Source organism: Curtobacterium sp. PhB128 (assembly GCF_004340725.1).
Lineage (GTDB): Bacteria > Actinomycetota > Actinomycetes > Actinomycetales > Microbacteriaceae > Curtobacterium.
Map to the genome: position 1 here is coordinate 109,567 of NZ_SLUR01000003.1, position 17,827 is coordinate 127,393.

At 67.4% G+C, this 17,827-nt stretch carries 17 protein-coding genes and 1 pseudogene; 7 read left to right on the forward strand and 11 right to left on the reverse strand.

The annotated features are described in order from the left end of the window. Nucleotides 1-28 precede the first annotated feature (28 nt). From EDF23_RS06750 to EDF23_RS06760, 3 genes are all read left to right on the forward strand, one after another. Entirely contained in the window at nt 29-391 is a 363-nt protein-coding gene (locus EDF23_RS06750; RefSeq protein WP_123937967.1) for a metalloregulator ArsR/SmtB family transcription factor, read from the forward strand. Beyond that, nucleotides 388-1,308 (forward strand): cation diffusion facilitator family transporter, encoded by a 921-nt coding sequence (locus EDF23_RS06755; RefSeq protein ID WP_123937969.1) that lies wholly within the window; start codon nt 388-390, stop codon nt 1,306-1,308. The genes EDF23_RS06750 and EDF23_RS06755 overlap by 4 nt, the downstream gene beginning before the upstream one ends. Before the next feature lie 164 nt (nt 1,309-1,472). Further along, nucleotides 1,473-3,428 (forward strand): cytochrome c oxidase assembly protein, encoded by a 1,956-nt coding sequence (locus EDF23_RS06760; RefSeq protein WP_243648837.1) that lies wholly within the window; start codon nt 1,473-1,475, stop codon nt 3,426-3,428. An 85-nt stretch (nt 3,429-3,513) separates the two neighbouring features. On the opposite strand, the pseudogene EDF23_RS19595 reads toward EDF23_RS06760, so the two are convergent. Beyond that, nucleotides 3,514-5,487: pseudogene (locus EDF23_RS19595) on the reverse strand (acyltransferase family protein); the annotation flags it as partial. Nucleotides 5,488-5,815: 328 nt separating this feature from the next. On the opposite strand from EDF23_RS19595, the gene EDF23_RS06770 reads away from it, so the two are divergent. Continuing rightward, the gene (locus tag EDF23_RS06770; RefSeq protein WP_123937975.1) at nt 5,816-6,202 is read left to right on the forward strand and encodes a metalloregulator ArsR/SmtB family transcription factor; all 387 of its coding nucleotides are present in this window, start codon (nt 5,816-5,818) and stop codon (nt 6,200-6,202) included. Beyond that, nucleotides 6,199-8,214: a cation-translocating P-type ATPase gene (locus tag EDF23_RS06775; protein ID WP_123937977.1), complete on the forward strand. Its 2,016-nt coding sequence runs from the start codon at nt 6,199-6,201 to the stop codon at nt 8,212-8,214. Before EDF23_RS06770 ends, EDF23_RS06775 begins: the two co-directional genes overlap by 4 nt. A gap of 534 nt (nt 8,215-8,748) precedes the next feature. Here the strand turns inward: EDF23_RS06775 and EDF23_RS06780 are convergent. The 10 genes from EDF23_RS06780 to EDF23_RS06825 form a co-directional block, all read right to left on the reverse strand. After that, nucleotides 8,749-9,387, reverse strand: a complete 639-nt coding sequence (locus EDF23_RS06780) for a cation transporter (protein WP_079238224.1) — start codon at nt 9,385-9,387, stop codon at nt 8,749-8,751. Next, nucleotides 9,384-9,731 (reverse strand): metalloregulator ArsR/SmtB family transcription factor, encoded by a 348-nt coding sequence (locus EDF23_RS06785; RefSeq protein ID WP_079238223.1) that lies wholly within the window; start codon nt 9,729-9,731, stop codon nt 9,384-9,386. The genes EDF23_RS06780 and EDF23_RS06785 overlap by 4 nt, the downstream gene beginning before the upstream one ends. Before the next feature lie 131 nt (nt 9,732-9,862). Then, nucleotides 9,863-10,600, reverse strand: a complete 738-nt coding sequence (locus tag EDF23_RS06790) for a cytochrome c biogenesis CcdA family protein (RefSeq protein WP_099051938.1) — start codon at nt 10,598-10,600, stop codon at nt 9,863-9,865. Next, nucleotides 10,597-11,088, reverse strand: a complete 492-nt coding sequence (locus tag EDF23_RS06795; protein WP_158521905.1) for a signal peptidase II — start codon at nt 11,086-11,088, stop codon at nt 10,597-10,599. Before EDF23_RS06795 ends, EDF23_RS06790 begins: the two co-directional genes overlap by 4 nt. A gap of 20 nt (nt 11,089-11,108) precedes the next feature. Then, a complete protein-coding gene (locus tag EDF23_RS06800) occupies nt 11,109-11,723 on the reverse strand; it encodes a cadmium resistance transporter (protein ID WP_079238222.1) in 615 nt (204 codons plus the stop codon). Between the two features lie 198 nt (nt 11,724-11,921). Beyond that, nucleotides 11,922-12,728 carry a M23 family metallopeptidase gene (locus EDF23_RS06805; protein WP_123937981.1) on the reverse strand — a complete coding sequence of 269 codons (807 nt, stop codon included), beginning with the start codon at nt 12,726-12,728 and terminating at the stop codon, nt 11,922-11,924. A 269-nt stretch (nt 12,729-12,997) separates the two neighbouring features. Then, nucleotides 12,998-13,603 (reverse strand): DUF305 domain-containing protein, encoded by a 606-nt coding sequence (locus EDF23_RS06810; RefSeq protein WP_079238220.1) that lies wholly within the window; start codon nt 13,601-13,603, stop codon nt 12,998-13,000. A gap of 103 nt (nt 13,604-13,706) precedes the next feature. Continuing rightward, nucleotides 13,707-14,150, reverse strand: a complete 444-nt coding sequence (locus tag EDF23_RS06815) for a hypothetical protein (RefSeq protein WP_096897504.1) — start codon at nt 14,148-14,150, stop codon at nt 13,707-13,709. A gap of 95 nt (nt 14,151-14,245) precedes the next feature. Then, nucleotides 14,246-14,560 carry a metal-sensitive transcriptional regulator gene (locus EDF23_RS06820; protein ID WP_079238218.1) on the reverse strand — a complete coding sequence of 105 codons (315 nt, stop codon included), beginning with the start codon at nt 14,558-14,560 and terminating at the stop codon, nt 14,246-14,248. A 38-nt stretch (nt 14,561-14,598) separates the two neighbouring features. Next, a complete protein-coding gene (locus EDF23_RS06825) occupies nt 14,599-15,276 on the reverse strand; it encodes a hypothetical protein (RefSeq protein WP_123937983.1) in 678 nt (225 codons plus the stop codon). 92 nt (nt 15,277-15,368) lie between these two features. Here EDF23_RS06825 and EDF23_RS06830 point away from each other — a divergent pair, with 92 nt between their 5' ends. Both EDF23_RS06830 and EDF23_RS06835 read left to right on the forward strand, forming a co-directional pair. Then, the gene (locus tag EDF23_RS06830; protein ID WP_243648838.1) at nt 15,369-15,626 is read left to right on the forward strand and encodes a heavy metal-associated domain-containing protein; all 258 of its coding nucleotides are present in this window, start codon (nt 15,369-15,371) and stop codon (nt 15,624-15,626) included. Next, nucleotides 15,623-17,824 carry a heavy metal translocating P-type ATPase gene (locus EDF23_RS06835; RefSeq protein WP_123937985.1) on the forward strand — a complete coding sequence of 734 codons (2,202 nt, stop codon included), beginning with the start codon at nt 15,623-15,625 and terminating at the stop codon, nt 17,822-17,824. The genes EDF23_RS06830 and EDF23_RS06835 overlap by 4 nt, the downstream gene beginning before the upstream one ends. The last annotated feature ends 3 nt before the right edge of the window (nt 17,825-17,827 follow it).

The following is a 17,827-nucleotide window of genomic DNA, read 5'->3' on the forward strand; positions in this document are numbered from 1 at the left end:
ACCACCATCAACATGCAACTATATTCGCATGAGCGAATACACGAATGTTGGGCAGGCGGAGTTCGATGACGCGCACGTCGAACTAGCCGCAGAGATCTTCGCGATGCTCGCCGACCCGACACGTATCCGCCTCGTCCTCGCACTGCGTGAGGAAGAGATGCCGGTGGGGCATCTCGCTGCCGTCGTCGACCGGTCGCAGGCTGCCGTGTCTCAGCACCTCGCGAAGCTGCGCATGGCCCGCATGGTCACCACTCGGCAAGACGGCAACCGGGTCTACTACCGCCTCGCGAACGACCACGCGAACAAGCTCGTGCACGATGCGATCTTCCAGGCCGAGCACACCGTCGGCGACGTGGTCCGTCACCACCACAACACGGAGCACGACGCATGAGCACCTCACACGATCATGGCATCGACGCGCACGCGGTGAACCGCCGCCGGCTCGCGATCGCGTTCGGCATCACCGCAACGATTCTTGTGGCCGAGATCATCGGCGCGATCGCGACGAACAGCCTCGCGCTCCTCGTCGACGCAGCGCATATGCTCACCGACGCCGGCGGGCTAGCCACCGCACTCGTCGCAGCGAACCTCGCACGACGACCCGCGACCGCGAAGCGCACCTGGGGCTTCGCCCGCGCCGAGGTGCTCTCCGCCACGGGACAGGCGGCAGTCCTGCTCGCGGTCGGACTGTTCGTCCTCATCGAAGGGGTGCAGCGGCTCTTCGCACCCCCGGAGATCGCTTCCGGCGGGCTGCTCGTCTTCGGCATCATCGGCCTCGCCGGCAACATCGCGTCGATCCTGGTGCTCGCCTCCGGCCGGAACGCGAACTTCAACCTGCGCGCTGCGTTCCTCGAAGTCCTCAACGACGCTCTCGGATCAGTCGCCGTCATCATCGCAGCGATCGTCATCGCCATCACCGGTTGGGGCGGGGCTGATGCCATTGCAGGTCTCCTCATCGGCATACTCATTCTGCCGCGGGCGTTCAAGCTGCTCCGAGAGACCCTGAATGTGCTGCTGGAGGCCACCCCCACGGGCCTGAACCTCGACGACGTCCGCGCACACCTGCTCGAGCGGAAACACGTGATTGACGTGCACGATCTCCACGCGTCCCAAATCGCGACCGGCCTTCCGGTGCTCACCGCGCATGTCAGCATCGACTCCGCATGCTTCACCGACGGCAGCGTGCCGGCCTTGCTCGACGACCTGCAGCGGTGCGTCGCGGAACACTTCGATGTCAGTGTTGAGCACTCCACGTTCCAGCTGGAACCGGCTGGACACAGCCAACACGAACACACCCCCCACGTCTGATCCCGCGCATCCCTGAGCCTGCTGCGCACCAAGGAAACAGCGGCCCGACAACGACTTGTGATGACCCATTGACTGACACGAACCACCGCTCGGCAGACACGCGCACCGCACCCATTGAGGTAGCGCCCGACACCGTGGCAGTTCGCTCGACACTCACCATCTCAGTGCCACTCGCACTGGCATGCGCGCTGCTCGGGCTCACCCTGACCGGGGCGCTCGGGGAAGCAACACAGCTCGTCGACGCCGGCCGGCTTGTCGACTACGGCCTACCTGTCGCGCGAGTGGTCCACGACGCCATGGCTGCAGTGACGATCGGGCTGCTCATCGTCGCAGCGTTCGCGCTGCCCGGTCAGCGGAAGGAACGGGGCCGGCTCTCCTGGATGCAGTACCGGGCCGCACGCTGGGCGGCGTGGAGCGGCGCGCTGTGGTTCCTCGCCGCCGTGGCCGGAATCGTGTTCACCGGCGCCAACACCATCGGCGCGCCGATCACGAGCTCCGTGTTCGCCCGAACTTTTCCGGAGTTCCTCTTCCGCCTGGAAGCCGGTCAGGTGTACCTCGTCTCCGCAACCGCGGTCCTGGTCGCCACGATCATCGCCGCCTCCGCAACACGTGTGACCAGCATCGCCGTCGCGACGGTCTTCGCCATCTTCGCCCTCCTGCCGCTGTCGCTGTCGGGTCACGCAGCTGGATCCCTCGAGCACGCCAACGCCGTGAACTCCCTCGCGATCCACCTAATCGGCGTATGTGTCTGGGTTGGCGGGCTCACCGCGGTACTGCTGCTGCGCACGATGACCCAGGGCAGCACCGGCCGTGTTGTCGCTCGCTACTCGACCCTCGCCGGCTGGTCCTTCGCCGCTGTTGCCTTCTCCGGAATCGTCAACGCGGCACTCCGACTCACCGGCCCCGTCGACCTGATCACCACCTCATACGGCTGGCTGATCACCGTCAAAGCATCGGCGCTCATCCTTCTCGGCATCGCCGGCGTCGCGCAGCGCAGAAAACTCGTGCCAGGGCTTCTCCGCGACCCCGCCAACCGTCGGCTGTTCGTCCGGTTCGCTCTCGCCGAGATCATTTTCATGGCGGTCGCGATCGGCGCCTCCGTCGCGGTGTCCCGGAGCCAACCGCCGATCCCGCAGACGCCGGAAACCGGGGCAGACACACGTGACGGGCTGATCGGGTTCACCTACCCGCCCACCCAGACCCTGCAGAACTTCCTGAGCGCGTGGCACTGGGACTGGGCATGGACCGCTCTCGCCCTCATCGGCATCGGCTGGTACCTCTTCGCCGTCCGCAAGCTCCACAAGCGCGGCGACAGCTGGCCGGTCGGTCGGACAATCAGCTGGGTCACGGGCTGCCTGATTTTTATCTGGACGATGAACGGCGGCCCCGCCGTTTACGGCATGATCCACTTCTCCTCGCACATGATCCAGCACATGCTGCTGATGATGTTCGTCCCGCTGCCGCTCGTGCTCGGCGGCCCGGTGCTCCTTGCGCTGCGCACGCTGCCGGTCCGCAACGACGGCTCACGCGGCGCCCGTGAGTGGCTGATGCTCTTCGTACACTCCCGCTGGATGCAGTTCCTCGGCAAGCCCGCCGTCGCTGGGATCATCTTCGCCGGGTCCCTTGTGGTGTTCTACTTCACCCCGGCGTTCCAAGCCTCGATGCAGTCACACGAGTGGCACATCGTCATGGTCGTCCACTTCGTGCTGAGCGGCTACCTATTCTTCTGGGTCTTCGTCGGCATCGACCCGGGCCCGCAACGGCCCGCCTACCCGATCCTCATCATCGCGCTCCTGGCGACAATGGCGTTCCACGCGTTCTTCGGCGTCGCAGTGATGACCTCAACCGAGGTCTACGCACTCGACTGGTTCCGCGCACTCGGGCAAACCAACGAAGCCGCACTCCTCGCTGACCAGCACACCGGCGGCGGCATCGCCTGGGGCGCGTCCGAACTGCCGATGGTGTTCGTCGCACTGCTCGTCGTGCGGAACTGGGTCAAGTCAGACAAACGCGACGCCAAACGCCTGGACCGTCAGGCGCAACGCGACGGCGACGCTGAGCTTCGCGCCTACAACGAACAGCTCGCCGCGATGAACGGGCGAGATCGCTCGCGCGAGTGATCTCAGCCGTTACCGTTCGCTTCGTCGCTGGTGAGGCTCGAGCCAGTGCTGCCGTGATGGTGCGCTGCAGGGGACGAGTGAGAGTGTTCGCGTAGGTGCGGGTGATGTGCTGCGAGTCCCGATACACAAGCACGTTCCCAACCACCGCAGGACACCACCCAGCACGACAGAACGACGACGTCAGATCCAGCACCTGTGCACCGCGGATGCGCTGCGCCGCAACAGCGAGGTAGTCCTTCGCCGCGAACGCTCGTCCTGTGCTCAATCGACAGCGGGAGACAGCACCCGGATTCACGTCGAGGCAACGTTGCACACCGGTCCCAGCTGCGGGGGTGTCCCGAATCGCAAGGACAGTGGCCCCTCGGGTAATCACCGGATCCCATGACGCGCGGTAGCCGCGCTGCGCCGCCCGATCATGGTCAGCTCCCACCGGTCGTCCGCGGAGGTCCGCACGAGCGGCCGTGAAGACCAGCGTGTAGGGGGCTTCGGCTTCCAACGAGCGGTCGACGTCGTCGTTCCAGATGGCGCATCGACGTTGATTCGTGTCCGACACGTCCGACCATCGCACGCGTGAGAAGTCGCACCCGCCCTTGACATAGAGGTGCAGCTCCCAGCCTCGTGCGCGAGCAATTTGTATCAACACCGACGACCACTGGTGCGCGTGGGAATCCCCAATCAACGCCACCCGAGTGCCCCCTCGCACCCCGACCACGCAGCTGCGCGCTGCGGTCGTCTGCGCCTGGCACTTGTCCCAGGTCGGGTCGATGTCGTACGCCGCGGTCAAGGTCGCCGGGGTGAATGGTTGTCGCGGATCACCGCTGAGCCGGCAGGAACGGTTCCACGCAGCAGCAGCACCGAAGCAGCCGTCCCCGCGCAACATGGACACGACATCCCGGTCCCGACGCTCCTGACTCTGCAGTGCCGCCCAGCCCGCGGTCGGGACGATCAGCAACACCACCATCAGACCTGCCGCGCCGGCGAGAACAGTGGCTGGACGGTACCGTGAGAGCAAGCCGGAACGAACGCGCTTCTCGATCAAGACGTGTGTCAACTGGGCGAGGATCAGCGCGAACACGACAGTGGCGACGATTCGAACCGGCGGTGGTAGTTCAACAAGTCGCGGGAGCAACAGCGCGACCGGCCAGTGCCACAAGTACAACGGGTACGAGATGGCGCCAAGCCAGCGCACCGGACTCCAACGCAGCATCACCCCGATCACCCCGCCCTCGGCGCCTGCGGCGATGATCAGAGTGGTCGCCGTGACGGGGATCGCTGCAGCAATGCCTGGGTACGGCACCCTTGCCGAGAGTGCGACGCCGGCACCAATCAGGCCCATCCAACCGAACAGAGCAGTTCCAAACCGCAGCCGCGCAGGAACCGAGAACCGTCGCCCGGGGTTTGGCCCAAGCAACGCCAGTAATGCACCGACGCCGAACTCCCATGCGCGCGTATGCGGCCAGAAGTACGCAGCTGCGGGGTCTGAGACCGTCAACCAGATGGAACTGACGACTGAGGCTCCGGTCACTGCCCCCACGACCCAGCGCAACGCCGATTTTCGTGGAACGTACTTCCACACCACCAGGAGCAGGACCGGCCAGCCGATGTAGAACTGCTCCTCGACGCTGAGTGACCAGAAATGCTCAAACGGAGTGGACGGTGTGCCAGCCGCAAGGTAGTCAGTCCTCGACGCGGCAAGCGCCCAATTCTCGACGTAGGCCACACTCGCGGCGAACTGCCCCCCAACCTTCGGCCAGTCTTCCTTCGGATACAACACCGCTGCGGCGATTCCAACGGTGACGAGGACGGCCAGCGCCGAAGGCGCCAATCGGCGAACACGGCGAGCCCAGAACCTCGGGAGGTCTATCCGCCCCTGAGACTGGAGCTCTCGAGCGAGCTGGGTGGTGATGAGGTACCCGGAGACGACGAAAAAGGCATCCACTCCCACAAAGCCGCCACGGAACCAGCCGAAATCCACGTGATACAGCACCACAAGCGCCACGGCGACAGCCCGGATCGCGTGCACGTCGGCTCGGAACGAGCCATACTCCCGAGGCAGCATCGTCCGCGACGCTAGCTACCCCGGGTGAACTCGAAACGACGAGCGCTTGTCGGCCCGGTTCGGCGCCCCAGCTACTGAACGTTTAGCTGATGCGGCGAGGACCATCGCTGCGATTCCGAGCGGCGCGCAGAACACCGCCTCTCGCGTCGTGCACACCGTCAAGCTGCACCGTCGCGGAGGCCGATGGTGCAAGCGCAGGCTTAACCAGTGTGATTGAAACTTGGATCGACGTGGCGCCCAGATGCACGCGGTTGAAACCCGGGGCCCGCGCTAAGCGGCGGGACCTGGTCAACTGGCGATTGGTCATCATGCGCCGTATGGTCATCGCATGCTGACACTTGCTTCGCGGCTTGACGTGATGAACCGGCTCGGCCGGGCGATGGCGGATGAGACCCGTTCTCGGATCCTGTTGAGCTTGCTGGACGAGCCGGGGTACCCGGCCCGGCTGGCTGACGAGCTGACGCTCACGCGGACCAACGTGTCGAACCACCTCGCGTGCCTGCGCGGATGCGGCATCGTCGTCGCGACCCCGGAGGGCCGCCGCACCCGCTACGAAATCGCGGACCCGCACATTACGAAGGCGTTGGAAGCGCTCGTCGAGGTGGTCCTCGCTGTCGATGACGGCGTCGACTGTGCCGACCCCGCATGCGACGTGCCGTTGTGCTGCGACACGACGACGTCCAGTGTCCTGCAGGATATGAAGGCGATCCGATGAGCCGCGAATGCTGCGGGCCGGAGGAGGGGCAGGAACGCCAGCCGCTTGCCGTGCAGGTGCGTCGGCCAGAAAGCGAGCTGAGCCTGCAAGTGACCGGCACCGACTCACACGGCCACGCCGACGATGACTGCTGCAATCACGACGCCGCGGCATCGGAGCACGACGACGACGGACTCGTCCCCGTCTGGCGCGATCGGGCGCTACTGTTCCCGGCCCTCGCCGGCGTGTTCCTGCTGATCGGCTATGGGCTCGACTGGAGCGGTTTCACCGTCGCGGGCACCATCGTGCACGGCGCCGCGCTGCTCGCCGGAGCGTGGACGTTCGTCCCCGGCGCGATCCGTCGGGTACTCCGGGGCCGACTGGGCGTGGGTCTGCTGATGACGATCGCCGCGATCGGCGCGGTTCTGCTCGGCAAGGTCGCAGAAGCAGCCGCGCTGGCGTTCCTGTTCTCAATTGCTGAAGCTCTCGAGGACCGGGCGATGGACCGCGCACGGCAAGGCCTCCGCGCCCTGCTGGACCTGATCCCCAACACCGCCCGCGTCTCTCGACTCTCAGGAGAGGTTGAGATCCCGGCGCAGGAGATCCGAGCGTTGGACCTGCTGGTGGTGCGCCCCGGGGAACGGGTCGCCACAGACGGCATCGTCACCGCTGGTCGGAGCAGCCTCGACACGTCCGCAGTGACCGGCGAGTCCATCCCTGTCGAAGTGGGTCCCGGCGACTCGGTCCCGGCCGGATCGGTCAACGGGCAGGGCGCCTTGCAGATCGAGGCATCAGCGGATGGCCACGACAACTCCCTGACAACCATCGTGCGACTCGTCGAAGATGCACAATCCCGGAAGGGTGAACGCGCCCGTCTTGCGGACCGCATCGCCCGCCCCCTTGTCCCGGTCGTACTCATCGTCGCGGCGCTCGTCGTCGTGTTCGGGTTCATCGTCGGTGACCCGGCGACGTGGACCGAGCGCGCACTCGTTGTCCTTGTCGCAGCATCCCCGTGCGCACTCGCAATCGCCGTGCCCGTCACAGTGATCTCCGCGATCGGGTCGGCGAGCAAGTTCGGCGTCATCATCAAGTCCGGAGCGGCATTCGAGCAGCTCGGCGCCGTCACCGCGGTCGCGTTCGACAAGACGGGCACGCTGACCCGCAACGCCCCCGAAGTCGTCGACGTCGTCACCGCCCCCGGTCACGACCGCCAGGACATCCTCACGGCAGCAGCTGCACTCGAACGACACAGCACCCACCCGCTCGCAGCAGCGATCTCCAACGCCGTGGACCAGCCGCCGGCAGCATTCGACGTCACGGAAGAACCCGGCCGCGGTCTCACCGGAGAGGTCCACGGGCGACGAGTCCGAGTCGGCAGCACGCGCTGGCTGCAAGCCGGAACACTCCAGGCAGACATCGACCGGCTCGAGCGCAACGGTGAAACCGTCGTGGTGGTCGAAATCGACGGCGTCATCACCGGCGTCGTCGGCGTCCGCGACGAGCTGCGCGACGAAGCCGCCGAAACCATCACAGCACTGCACGAAGCGGGCATCCGCACCCTCATGCTGACCGGCGACAATCAACGCACCGCCACCACGCTCGCCGCCCGCGCTGGGATCCACGACGTCCGCGCCGAACAGCTCCCACAGGACAAAGCATCCGCGGTCAACGAACTCCGACGCAACGGTACCGTGGCGATGATCGGCGACGGCGTGAACGACGCGCCCGCCCTCGCGTCCGCAGACGTCGGCATCGCGATGGGCGCCACCGGTGCCGCTGCAGCCGTCGAATCCGCCGACGTCGCATTCACCGGCACCGACCTGCGCGCCATCCCGGCAGCGCTCCTGCACGCACGCCGGGGACGTCGCATCATGACCAGCAACATCGGACTCTCCCTCGCGATCATCGTCGTCCTGTTCCCGCTCGCCCTGGCCGGAGCGCTCGGCCTGGCTGGTGTCGTCCTTGTTCACGAGCTCGCCGAGGTGGTCGTCATCGCCAACGGAGTTCGCGCTGCACGACGACCACGCGCGTGATCCGCTCCAGATCCCGGACCGGGTCACCGTAACCGTGCTGCCGTCGGAGCGGGAGTGAGCATGCAACAGGCTGCCCCTGACAGACAAATACTTGCCGCGGCTCCTGCTCCGCAGCACCCACTAGGTAGAACGCTGACCTACTTCAGTGGATAGCAGCCCCATCGGCAACATCAGCCCGCGTCGCCAGGCACGGCGTGAGGGCGATCATGCCGGCCGCGAGCGGTGAACCATGTCCCGTCCGAGACTGAAGGCAATGCTTGGGTTGAAGACGAGCCCGTCCGTCCGAGGTGACGCCGGGTTAGCTGTTGCGTCCAGCAGCTGAAAGGGCGGGGGTTGGTGAGGCCCCCGCCCTTCTTCTCGCGGCTCTGATCGCAACGCGAGGCAGCCCCAGTTTGCTCATCTGCAGCTGTGCGCGTTGCGGTGGTGTTCTGCATCCCGTTGGTCCGCTCTTCGCCCCGCGAGGCACAGAGTGTGAGCAGCTTCGCTTTGTGTCAGCTTTTGAGCGGTGTTCGGTGTCGCTATGAAGCGGTCGTTTCAGTCGTCATCGTCGTCTTCCACGAGTTCGCCTTCCCACGCTTCGCGTCCTTCGTGGATGGCGAAGAGGGCGATGACGAATCCTGCGACGGGGTCGAGCCAGGCTGCGCCGGTGAGGGTGTAGAGGAGGAGTCCGATGAGGGTCGCGACGCTGAGGAGGACACAGATTCGAGTTTCTGCCGCGTCGGCGAGGATGAGCGGGTCGTCGAGCTTCTTGCCGACTCGGGTCTTGAGTGCGGCGAGGACCGGCATGACGATGATCGAGAGGACCAGCAGCACGATGCTGACCGGGGAGGTCTCCGGTGTTTCGTGGGTGATCAGGCTGCGGATGCCATCGATCACGACGTAGGCGGCGAGGAGGAAGAACGTCACGGCGACGAACTTCAACGTGCGTCGCTCCTTACCCTCGTCCGCTTCGCCGTGGCGGAGCCTGGCGGCGAGGCGGATGCCCACCAGCACGGCGACGATCGATTCGATTCCGGAGTCGATACCGAACCCGATGACGGAAACGAGTCCCGCGGCGATCCCAGCCGTGATGGCGACGATTCCTTCGAGGACGTTGTATGCGACGGTGAACTGCGCGAGGCGGAGCCCTCGTCGGGTGAGCTGCTCCGTTTCGGTTTCGGTGAGCGTGCTCATTCGCCAGCCCTCGCGTCCGAGCCATAGGTGCCGCAGAGATCGACTTGGTAGCCGGTGGCCTGCAGCAGTGTCTCCGCGGACTCGAGGAGGTCCATCAACTCCGGACGGGCGAGGCTGTAGAACACTTGCCGGCCCTGCGCCCGCCCCTCCACGAGTGCGCAGTCGCGAAGGCACGCGACGTGCTCGGAGAGGGTCGATTGGGCAAGACCGAGCTCCGCGACGAGGTCGCTCACGCGAGCTTCCCCGTGGCGGAGTCGGCGCAGGATGCGCAGCCGGGTCGGGTCTGCGAGAGAGTGGAACAGCGATACCGCGGCAAGATCGCCCCGCGCTTCTACGATCGGCATATGCCGATGATATCGGCGTAGCGCGGTTCGTGCGTTCAAGGTCGGCCATTGGTTCTGGGGCGGTGCTTGCTCGATCGTGACCATGGGGATGCCGCCGTCGACCATGCGTTGCAGCGGGCTGCACCTGGGTGTTAGAGGAGCGTGACGTACTGGCCGATGTGTGCGCCGACCGTGTACATCAGCGATGACCACAGTCCGGTGACCATGAGGACACCGATGAGGATCAGCGTGCCACCACCGATCAGGTTCACGGTCCGTAGGTGCCGTTTAACGCGGCTGATCGCGGTGGTGGCCCAGGTGGTTCCAAGGGCGAGGAGGAGGAAGGGGATGCCGAGTCCGAGGCAGTAGGCGATGCCGAGCAGGACGCCGTTCCAGGTGCTCGCGGCTTGCAGGCTCAGCAGGTTGATCGCGGTGAGGGTCGGGCCAAGGCAGGGGGTCCAGCCGAGCCCGAACACGATCCCGAGCAGGGGTGCGCCGGCGATGCCGGTGGCCGGTTTCCATCGTGGTTTGAGGGTGCGCTGCAGGATCCCGAAGCGGCCGATGAACACGAGTCCCATGATGATGACGAAGCCGCCGAGGATCTGCGTGAGCAGGTCGCGCCAGCGGATCAGCCAGAAGCCGGCGGCGCCGAATGCGGCGGCGTAGGCGACGAAGATGACGGTGAAGCCGAGGATGAACAGGAGCACGCCCAGGGTGAGCGTGCTGCGGCGGCGTTGCTCTGCGACACCGCCGATGAAGCCGAGGTACCCGGGGACGAGTGGGAGGACGCATGGTGAGAGGAAGGACACCAGCCCGGCCAGGAGTGCGACCGGCACGGCGATCAGGAGCTGTCCGCTGAGGATCGCTTCCGCGAAGGGGTTCCCGTTCACGCTGATCGCTCCGTGGGCGCGGGCTCGTCCTTGTGCCTGCCCGGCATCAGGAAGCGGATCGCGAATCCGGCGATCCCCAGGGTGGCGAAGATGTCGGCGACGTTGAAGATGGCGAACCAGTCGATGTTGATGAAGTCGACGACTTCGCCGGTGAGTGGCCCGGACTCGGCGCGGGTGATGCGGTCCCAGAGGTTGCCTGCGGCGCCGCCGACGGCGACGCTCATCAGCCCAGTGGCGAGCATGTCGGCGCCGCGCACGGCGCGCACGACTGCCCACGTTGCCAGGCACAACGTCAGGGCGATGATGCCGAGTGCGAGCGGCGGCCCCATCTCGCTGCCGAGGCTGAAAGCGACGCCTGGGTTGAACACGAGCTGGAGGGTCGCACCCGGAGCCAGCTCAATTGTGCGCGACGGGCCGAGGCCGGACAGTGCCCACGCTTTGGTGAGCTGGTCGATGGTGAGCGCGGCCGCGGCGATCAGCAGCACCACGACCACTCGGATGCTTGCTCTCACGAGAGCACGTCGATGAGGCGCACGATCACGCCGGACTCGATCAGGATGTAGAGGCCCAGGCCCGTGAACACGGCGGGCACGAGCCAGTGCTCGATCTTCTCGAGGGCTTCCGTGACGGTCTTGTTCGTCCCCACGAAGCGAGCCACGAGGCACCACACCGCGACGAGCACGAGGAACACCGCAATCGTGACCACGGTGTCCGGGATCGGGGTCGTCCGGAACACCGGCGTGTAGAGGGAGATGTTGTCGGCGCCGTTGGCGATGGTGATCCCGGCGACTCCGAGGACCCCGCCGGCGCGCACTGCCGAGTCGTCGTCATCGTCGTCGTCATCACCGCGTCGTCGCAGAGCACGGACCAACCCCACCAGACCAATACCCAGGGGGATGAGCCCCAGCAGTCCCACCCACTTGTCCGGAACGATGGTGAGCCCCGCAGCAGTGAGGACACTGATCGCGACGAGGGCGATGAAGCCGGCGTACTGACCGACGACGACCTTCCACCCCGGCAACGTTCCACGCGTCGATGCAAGGAACAGAACCGTCAGGACCACGACGTCATCGATGTTGGTGGCAGCAAAGAGACCCACCGCCGCCGCAATCGTGCCGATCATCGGTTCGACTCAACAAGCGGCGGCCGAGACACGGGAACCATCATCCGGCAAGTGATCGTCATACGCCGATCATATCGGTATCGACCGATGATCGGCGACGTGCAGCCGGCCGGCTCTCCACAACGCTGCCGCCGGCCCGGAGGCGATCGTCGGCGCGCGATCGGATGGTTGCCGCGGAGCGGGCTGAGTGGGCGCCGCTCACAAGGTGCGCCCGGCATTCGTTGTAAGCCAGGCAATGGGGTCGATTGGGGTGCTGCTGCCGAGCATGACCTGCAGGTGCAGGTGGGCGCCGGTGCTGGCGCCGGTGTTGCCGACGAGGCCGACGAGCTGCCCGACGGCGACGCTCTGCCCGGCATGCAGCGGTGACGAGCCGAAGATCATGTGCGCGTAGAGGGTGGAGATGGTCTGACCGTCGATCTGATGGTCGATGATGACGTACTGGCCGTACTCCGGGTGGGTGCCCGAGATTCGGACGGTGCCGGCGGCGACGGCGCCGATGGGGGTGCCGGCGCCGGGGGTGATGTCGGCGCCCTGGTGGATCGACGAGCACGCCGCGCACGGGGCGAGGCGGGGGCCGAACGGGGAGCTGACCCGGATGCTGCCGGCGACGGGCCAGCGGATATCGCCGGCGCCGGTGTTCACGATCGTCCCGGTGGGCGCGACTGCAGCCGTGCTACCTGCCGCTGCTGTGGCGCTGTTCGTGGTGCTGGTGGTCGTCTTGGTGATCACGGGCTTCACGGCGGGCTTGGTGACGGTGTAGCCGTCCCGGTCAACGGTCACGGTCAGCCCGGTCGCGGTGAAGCTCTGCCCGGTAGCGGACGGGGTGCCGCCGGGCACGGTGACGGCGGGGCCGGTAGATGCCTGCGCGGGAAGCGCCGCGGCGGTGAACAGCGCCATCGCCGCAGCAGCACCGGTCAGCGGAATCGCCGCCAGCGCCCGGGATCGGAACGTCCGCGTCGGAGCCGGCGCGGCCACCGTCACGGCGGGCAGCGGCGGCCGACTCACGACAGCGGGGGTCCGGCGGATGCGGGGCGTCCGCGGAGCGGGGGGTGTGGCGCGTTCTGCGGCGAGGGCTTCGCGGCGCGTCAGCGGCGTTGCAGTGGGGGTGTGGGGGTGCTGCTGGGGCACAGGCAGGCTCCAAGAAAGACGGCGGACGGGGATGAGCACGTCAGAAGAAACAGGGCCGCTCGGCGGGGTGCTCGAGCGGGAGAGGGGGAAAGCCGGTCGCGGATCGCGGCAGGGAGGGGGGACACCGCCGCGACCCACGGCCGGGGTCACATCGACGCGAGCATGTCCTTCATCTGGCTGATCTGCTCGGTCTGGCTCGACACGATCGACTTCGCCATCGCGACCGCGTCGGTGTTCTTGCCCTTATCGACTTCGGTCTTCGCCATGTCGACAGCGCTGGTGTGGTGCTCGACCATCTGCTGCAGGAACAGCTTCCCGGCGTCCGCCGGGGAGGCACTGTCGAGGGCGTTCATATCGGCGTCGGACATCATCCCGCCCGACATGGAGGAGTGATCCATCCCGGACATGCTCGACATCTCCGTGGGCTCGCCCCAGGCCTTCAACCAGCCGGTCATCGTCTTGATCTCCGGTGCCTGCTCGGCCTTGATTTGCTTCGCGAGCGTGACGACGTCGGGGTCCACGTCGGAGCCCTTGGCGAGGAGCATGTCGCTCATCTCGATGGCCTGCTTGTGGTGCGGCAGCATCCCCTGCGTGAACGTCACGTCCTGGTCATTGTGCGTCGACGAGGACGACGAGGACGACGAGGAGGAGTTGTCCGAGGAGCCGGCGTTGTTGGTGGAGCATCCGGCGAGGGTGAGGCCGATGGTGAGGGCGGCGGTGGCCGCGAGGGTGCGCGTGATGGTGGTGTTCATGGATCCGTTCCCGTGATGCGTCAGGTGTTCCGGGCAGGCGAATACCTGCCCGTGTTCTGGGCATGCGAGAGCTTCCGAAGGGAGCGCTCCCGCCGGGGATGGATCAGATACGGATGATCTGCAGCGCCGTCAGTGATGGCGGCTTGGGTGCCGCGACGCGGCGTGCGACACGGTCCCCGAGGGCGAGGAGGCGTGCGAGGACGTAGAGGACCCCGCCGTTCCGGGTGCGCAGAAGCGCCCACGCGAACAGGGCGATCGTCAGCGCGCAGGCCATCCCCATCAGGGAGCACATCAGCGCGCACAGGCCGCCATCGCAGCCAGCATCACTGAGCACGCTCACCACCGCGCCAGCCGGCGCGGCAGCGTGCTCGGCTGCGTCGCTGTGGGTGTGCTCGGCCGTCATGGCGGTCATGGCGTGCTCGCCGGTGGTCGCGTGGCCGAGCATGCTGTGCATCAGGACCGTGAACCCGACCAGCAGCAGCAACGCCAGCACCGCCGTGGCCTGCAGCAGCAGGCGGCGGCGCGTGGTGTTCGCGGTGGTGAGCATGCGGATCCGTACTGATGACTGGTCGGGGTGCGGGTTCTATGGTGCAGGACGAGCGCTGAGAGGACAACCGCCCCGTCTGGCGGGCGGAGAGCTGGTTAGGCGCGCACGAGGCGGGCGATCGCGTCGGAGGCTTCCTTCAGCTTCACCGCCGCCTCGTCGCCGCCTTCGGCGACGGCGTCGGTGACGCAGTGCGCGAGGTGGTCATCCAGCAGGCCGAGCGCGACGGATTGCAGCGCCTTCGTCATCGCGGACACCTGGGTGAGGATGTCGATGCAGTACTGCTCCTCATCGACCATCCGCTGCAGGCCGCGGGCTTGCCCCTCGATGCGGCGCAACCGTTTGAGGTAGTCCTCCTTCGCGGTGATGTACCCGTGGTGGTGCTCTGCTGCGGGCGCGGTGGTGTCGGTCATGGACGCTCCTCGGGGTTCACCGATTACGGTAGCGGCGCTCATGCCGCCGTCGACCAATCGAACGGGGTCGGCGCGATCGGCGTACCGGACCCACGGGTGATGACGATGGCGATGTCCTGCTGGTCCTGCAGTTCCAGATCCGGCAGCGGCGTGGTGGTGCGGGTGCCGTTGACGAACACGGCGACGTGCCGGTCGTTCTTCCCGTCGACGTACCCGCCGACCTGCCCGTCTCGCAAGGTCACGTCCCACTCGGTAAAGAGCTGTCCGAGGGTGAACGGCTGCACCTTCGCGGACTCGACGTGCACGATGCCGGAGGTGTCGTGGGTGTGGAGTGCAGACATGCCGCCCCGCTGCACGTCGACGCCGATGTTCGCCGGCACCGCCACCGGCTCCCCGTCCACGGACACGGACAGATGCTGATGGGTGTGCAGCGCCGCACCTTCCATCCCCGCCACCTCGAGCCCGGCAGCCTTCGCCCGCGCCGCCGCATCCGCGGGGGCCGGCCACGGCGGTGCCGCCGTCGCTCCGGACGCTGTTGGCGCCGTGTCGTTGCCACGGTTCAGCGCGGCGACCGTGATCGTGGTGACCGCGGCGAGGACGACGACCACGGCGGCGCCCAGCAGCCACCACCGGCGGGTGCGACTGCGCTGCTGTTCCGCTCTGCGGTCAGCGGCTTTCCGCCGCGCCTCTTCGCGCCGATCAGTTCTGCTCGCCATCACGTCCTCTTTCCGGATGCCGGTTCGGCGGATTGGGAACACATCCGCCCGACCGGCGTTACACTCGCTACGGTACCCCCCTAGGGTACCTGATGAACGTGAACGACGAAGGGATCACCACGATGAGCGAGCAGCTGACGAACACGTACGCCATCACGGGCATGACGTGCGGGCACTGCGTGATGAGTGTCAACGAGGAACTCGCCGCCGTGCCGGACGTCACGGACGTGACGATCGACCTCAACGTCGGCGGTGTCTCCACCGCTCGGGTGACCAGCACCCGCAACCTGCCGCAGGAGGAAGTCTCCGCCGCTGTGGAGGAGGCCGGCTACACGTTGGTCGCATCATGACCACGACCAGCACCCCGCCGGTTGAGCTGACCATCGAGGGGATGACCTGCGCGTCGTGCGCGAACCGGATCGAGCGGAAGCTGAACAAGCTGCCCGGCGTGACCGCGAGCGTGAACTACGCCACCGAAAGCGCCTCCGTCACGCTCCCCGCGGACCTCGCTGTCGACGACGCGATCCGGACCATTGAAGCGGCCGGGTACGGCGCGCACCTGCCCGAACCGGCCGGCGCGGACACCGACGAGCTCGCGCCGCTGCGTCGGCGCCTGATCGTGTCCACGGTGCTCGCCGTCCCGGTGGTGGCGCTGTCGATGGTCCCGGTCCTGCAGTTCCCGGGATGGCAGTGGGCCGTTCTGGTGCTGGCGCTGCCGGTCGCTGTGTGGGGTGCGTGGCCGTTCCATCGTGCTGCCGCGATCAACGCCCGGCATGGGGCCGCGACGATGGACACCCTCGTCAGCGTCGGCGTCGCCGCCGCGACCGTGTGGTCCGTCTGGGCGCTGGTGTTCGGCGGCGCCGGGCACATCGGGATGCAGATGGCGTTCTCCTGGTTCCCGCACCCGGGCGCGGCTCCGGAGCCGTACTTCGAAGTCGCCGCCGCGGTGACGGTGTTCCTCCTCGCCGGCCGGTACTTCGAGGCCCGCGCGAAGGACCGCTCCGGCGCCGCCCTGCAGGCGCTCCTCGCCTTGGGTGCACCGACTGCGCGGGTGCTCCGAGACGGTGTCGAAACCGAGGTGCCGACCGCAGCACTACAGGTCGGGGACCGGTTCGTGGTCCGTCCCGGTGAACGCATCGCCACCGACGGAACCATCACCGATGGCACGAGCGCGATCGACACCAGCGTGATGACCGGTGAAGCGGTCCCCGTCGAGGCCGGCCCCGGCGACACCGTCACCGGTGCGACCGTGAACGTCGGCGGCCGACTCATCGTCGAAGCCACCCGCGTCGGCCACGACACGGAGCTTGCCCGCATCGGCCGGCTCGTCGTGTCCGCGCAGACCGGCAAGGCCGAGGTGCAGCGCCTCGCCGACCGGGTCTCCGCCGTGTTCGTCCCAATCGTCATGGGCCTGGCGGTGCTGACCCTCATCGGGTGGCTGCTGCTCACCGGCGACGTGCAAGCCGCGTTCACCGCCGCCGTCGCGACCCTGGTGATCGCCTGCCCCTGCGCCCTGGGGCTGGCAACTCCCACCGCGCTGCTCGTCGGCACCGGACGTGGCTCCCAGCTCGGGATCCTCATCCGCGGACCCCAGGTCCTCGAGGCCACCCGCCGGATCGACACCGTCGTGCTCGACAAGACCGGCACCGTCACCACCGGCAAGATGAGCGTCCACCAGGTGACCGCCGTCGGTGGGGAAACCGACACCCGGGTGCTCGCCCTCGCCGCCGCCGCGGAAGCAGGATCCGAACACCCGATCGCCCGCGCCATCACCGCAGCCGCCACCGACCACCCCACCGCGGAATCGTTCCAGTCCACCGCCGGGCTCGGCGTCCAAGCCGTCGTCGACGGCACCCTCGTGCTCGTCGGCCGACCCGCGTGGTTGACCGACCAGTGGGCCATCACCATCCCCGAAGCGGTCACGGACGCGGTCCGGACCGCAGAGCGGGGCGGCGCGACCGCGGTCGTTGTCGCATGGGACGGCGCAGCCCGCGGCGTCATCAGCGTCGCGGACACCATCGCGCCGACCAGCCCGGACGCGATCCGACGCCTCCACGACATGGGGCTGCGCACGATCATGCTCACCGGCGACGCTAAAGACGTCGCCCGGACGGTCGCCGCCGAGGTCGGCATCGACGACGTCGAAGCCGAGGTACGCCCCGAAGACAAGTACCGGACCGTCATCCGGCTGCAGCAGCAGGGCCGGTCCGTGGCGATGATCGGCGACGGCGTCAACGACGCCGCCGCTCTCGCCGCCGCGGATCTCGGGATCGCGATGGGTAGCGGCACCGACGCGGCCATGGAAGCCGCCGACATCACCCTCATCCGAGCGGACCTGAGCGCCGCGGCGGACGCGATCGCGCTCGCCCGCCGCACCCTCGGCACGATCAAGGTGAACCTGTTCTGGGCCTTCGCCTACAACGTCGCCGCGATCCCGCTCGCGATGGCCGGCCTGCTGAACCCGATGATCGCCGGCGCCGCAATGGCGCTGTCCTCGGTCTTCGTCGTCAGCAACAGCCTCCGCCTCCGCACCTTCCACACCCGATAGGAG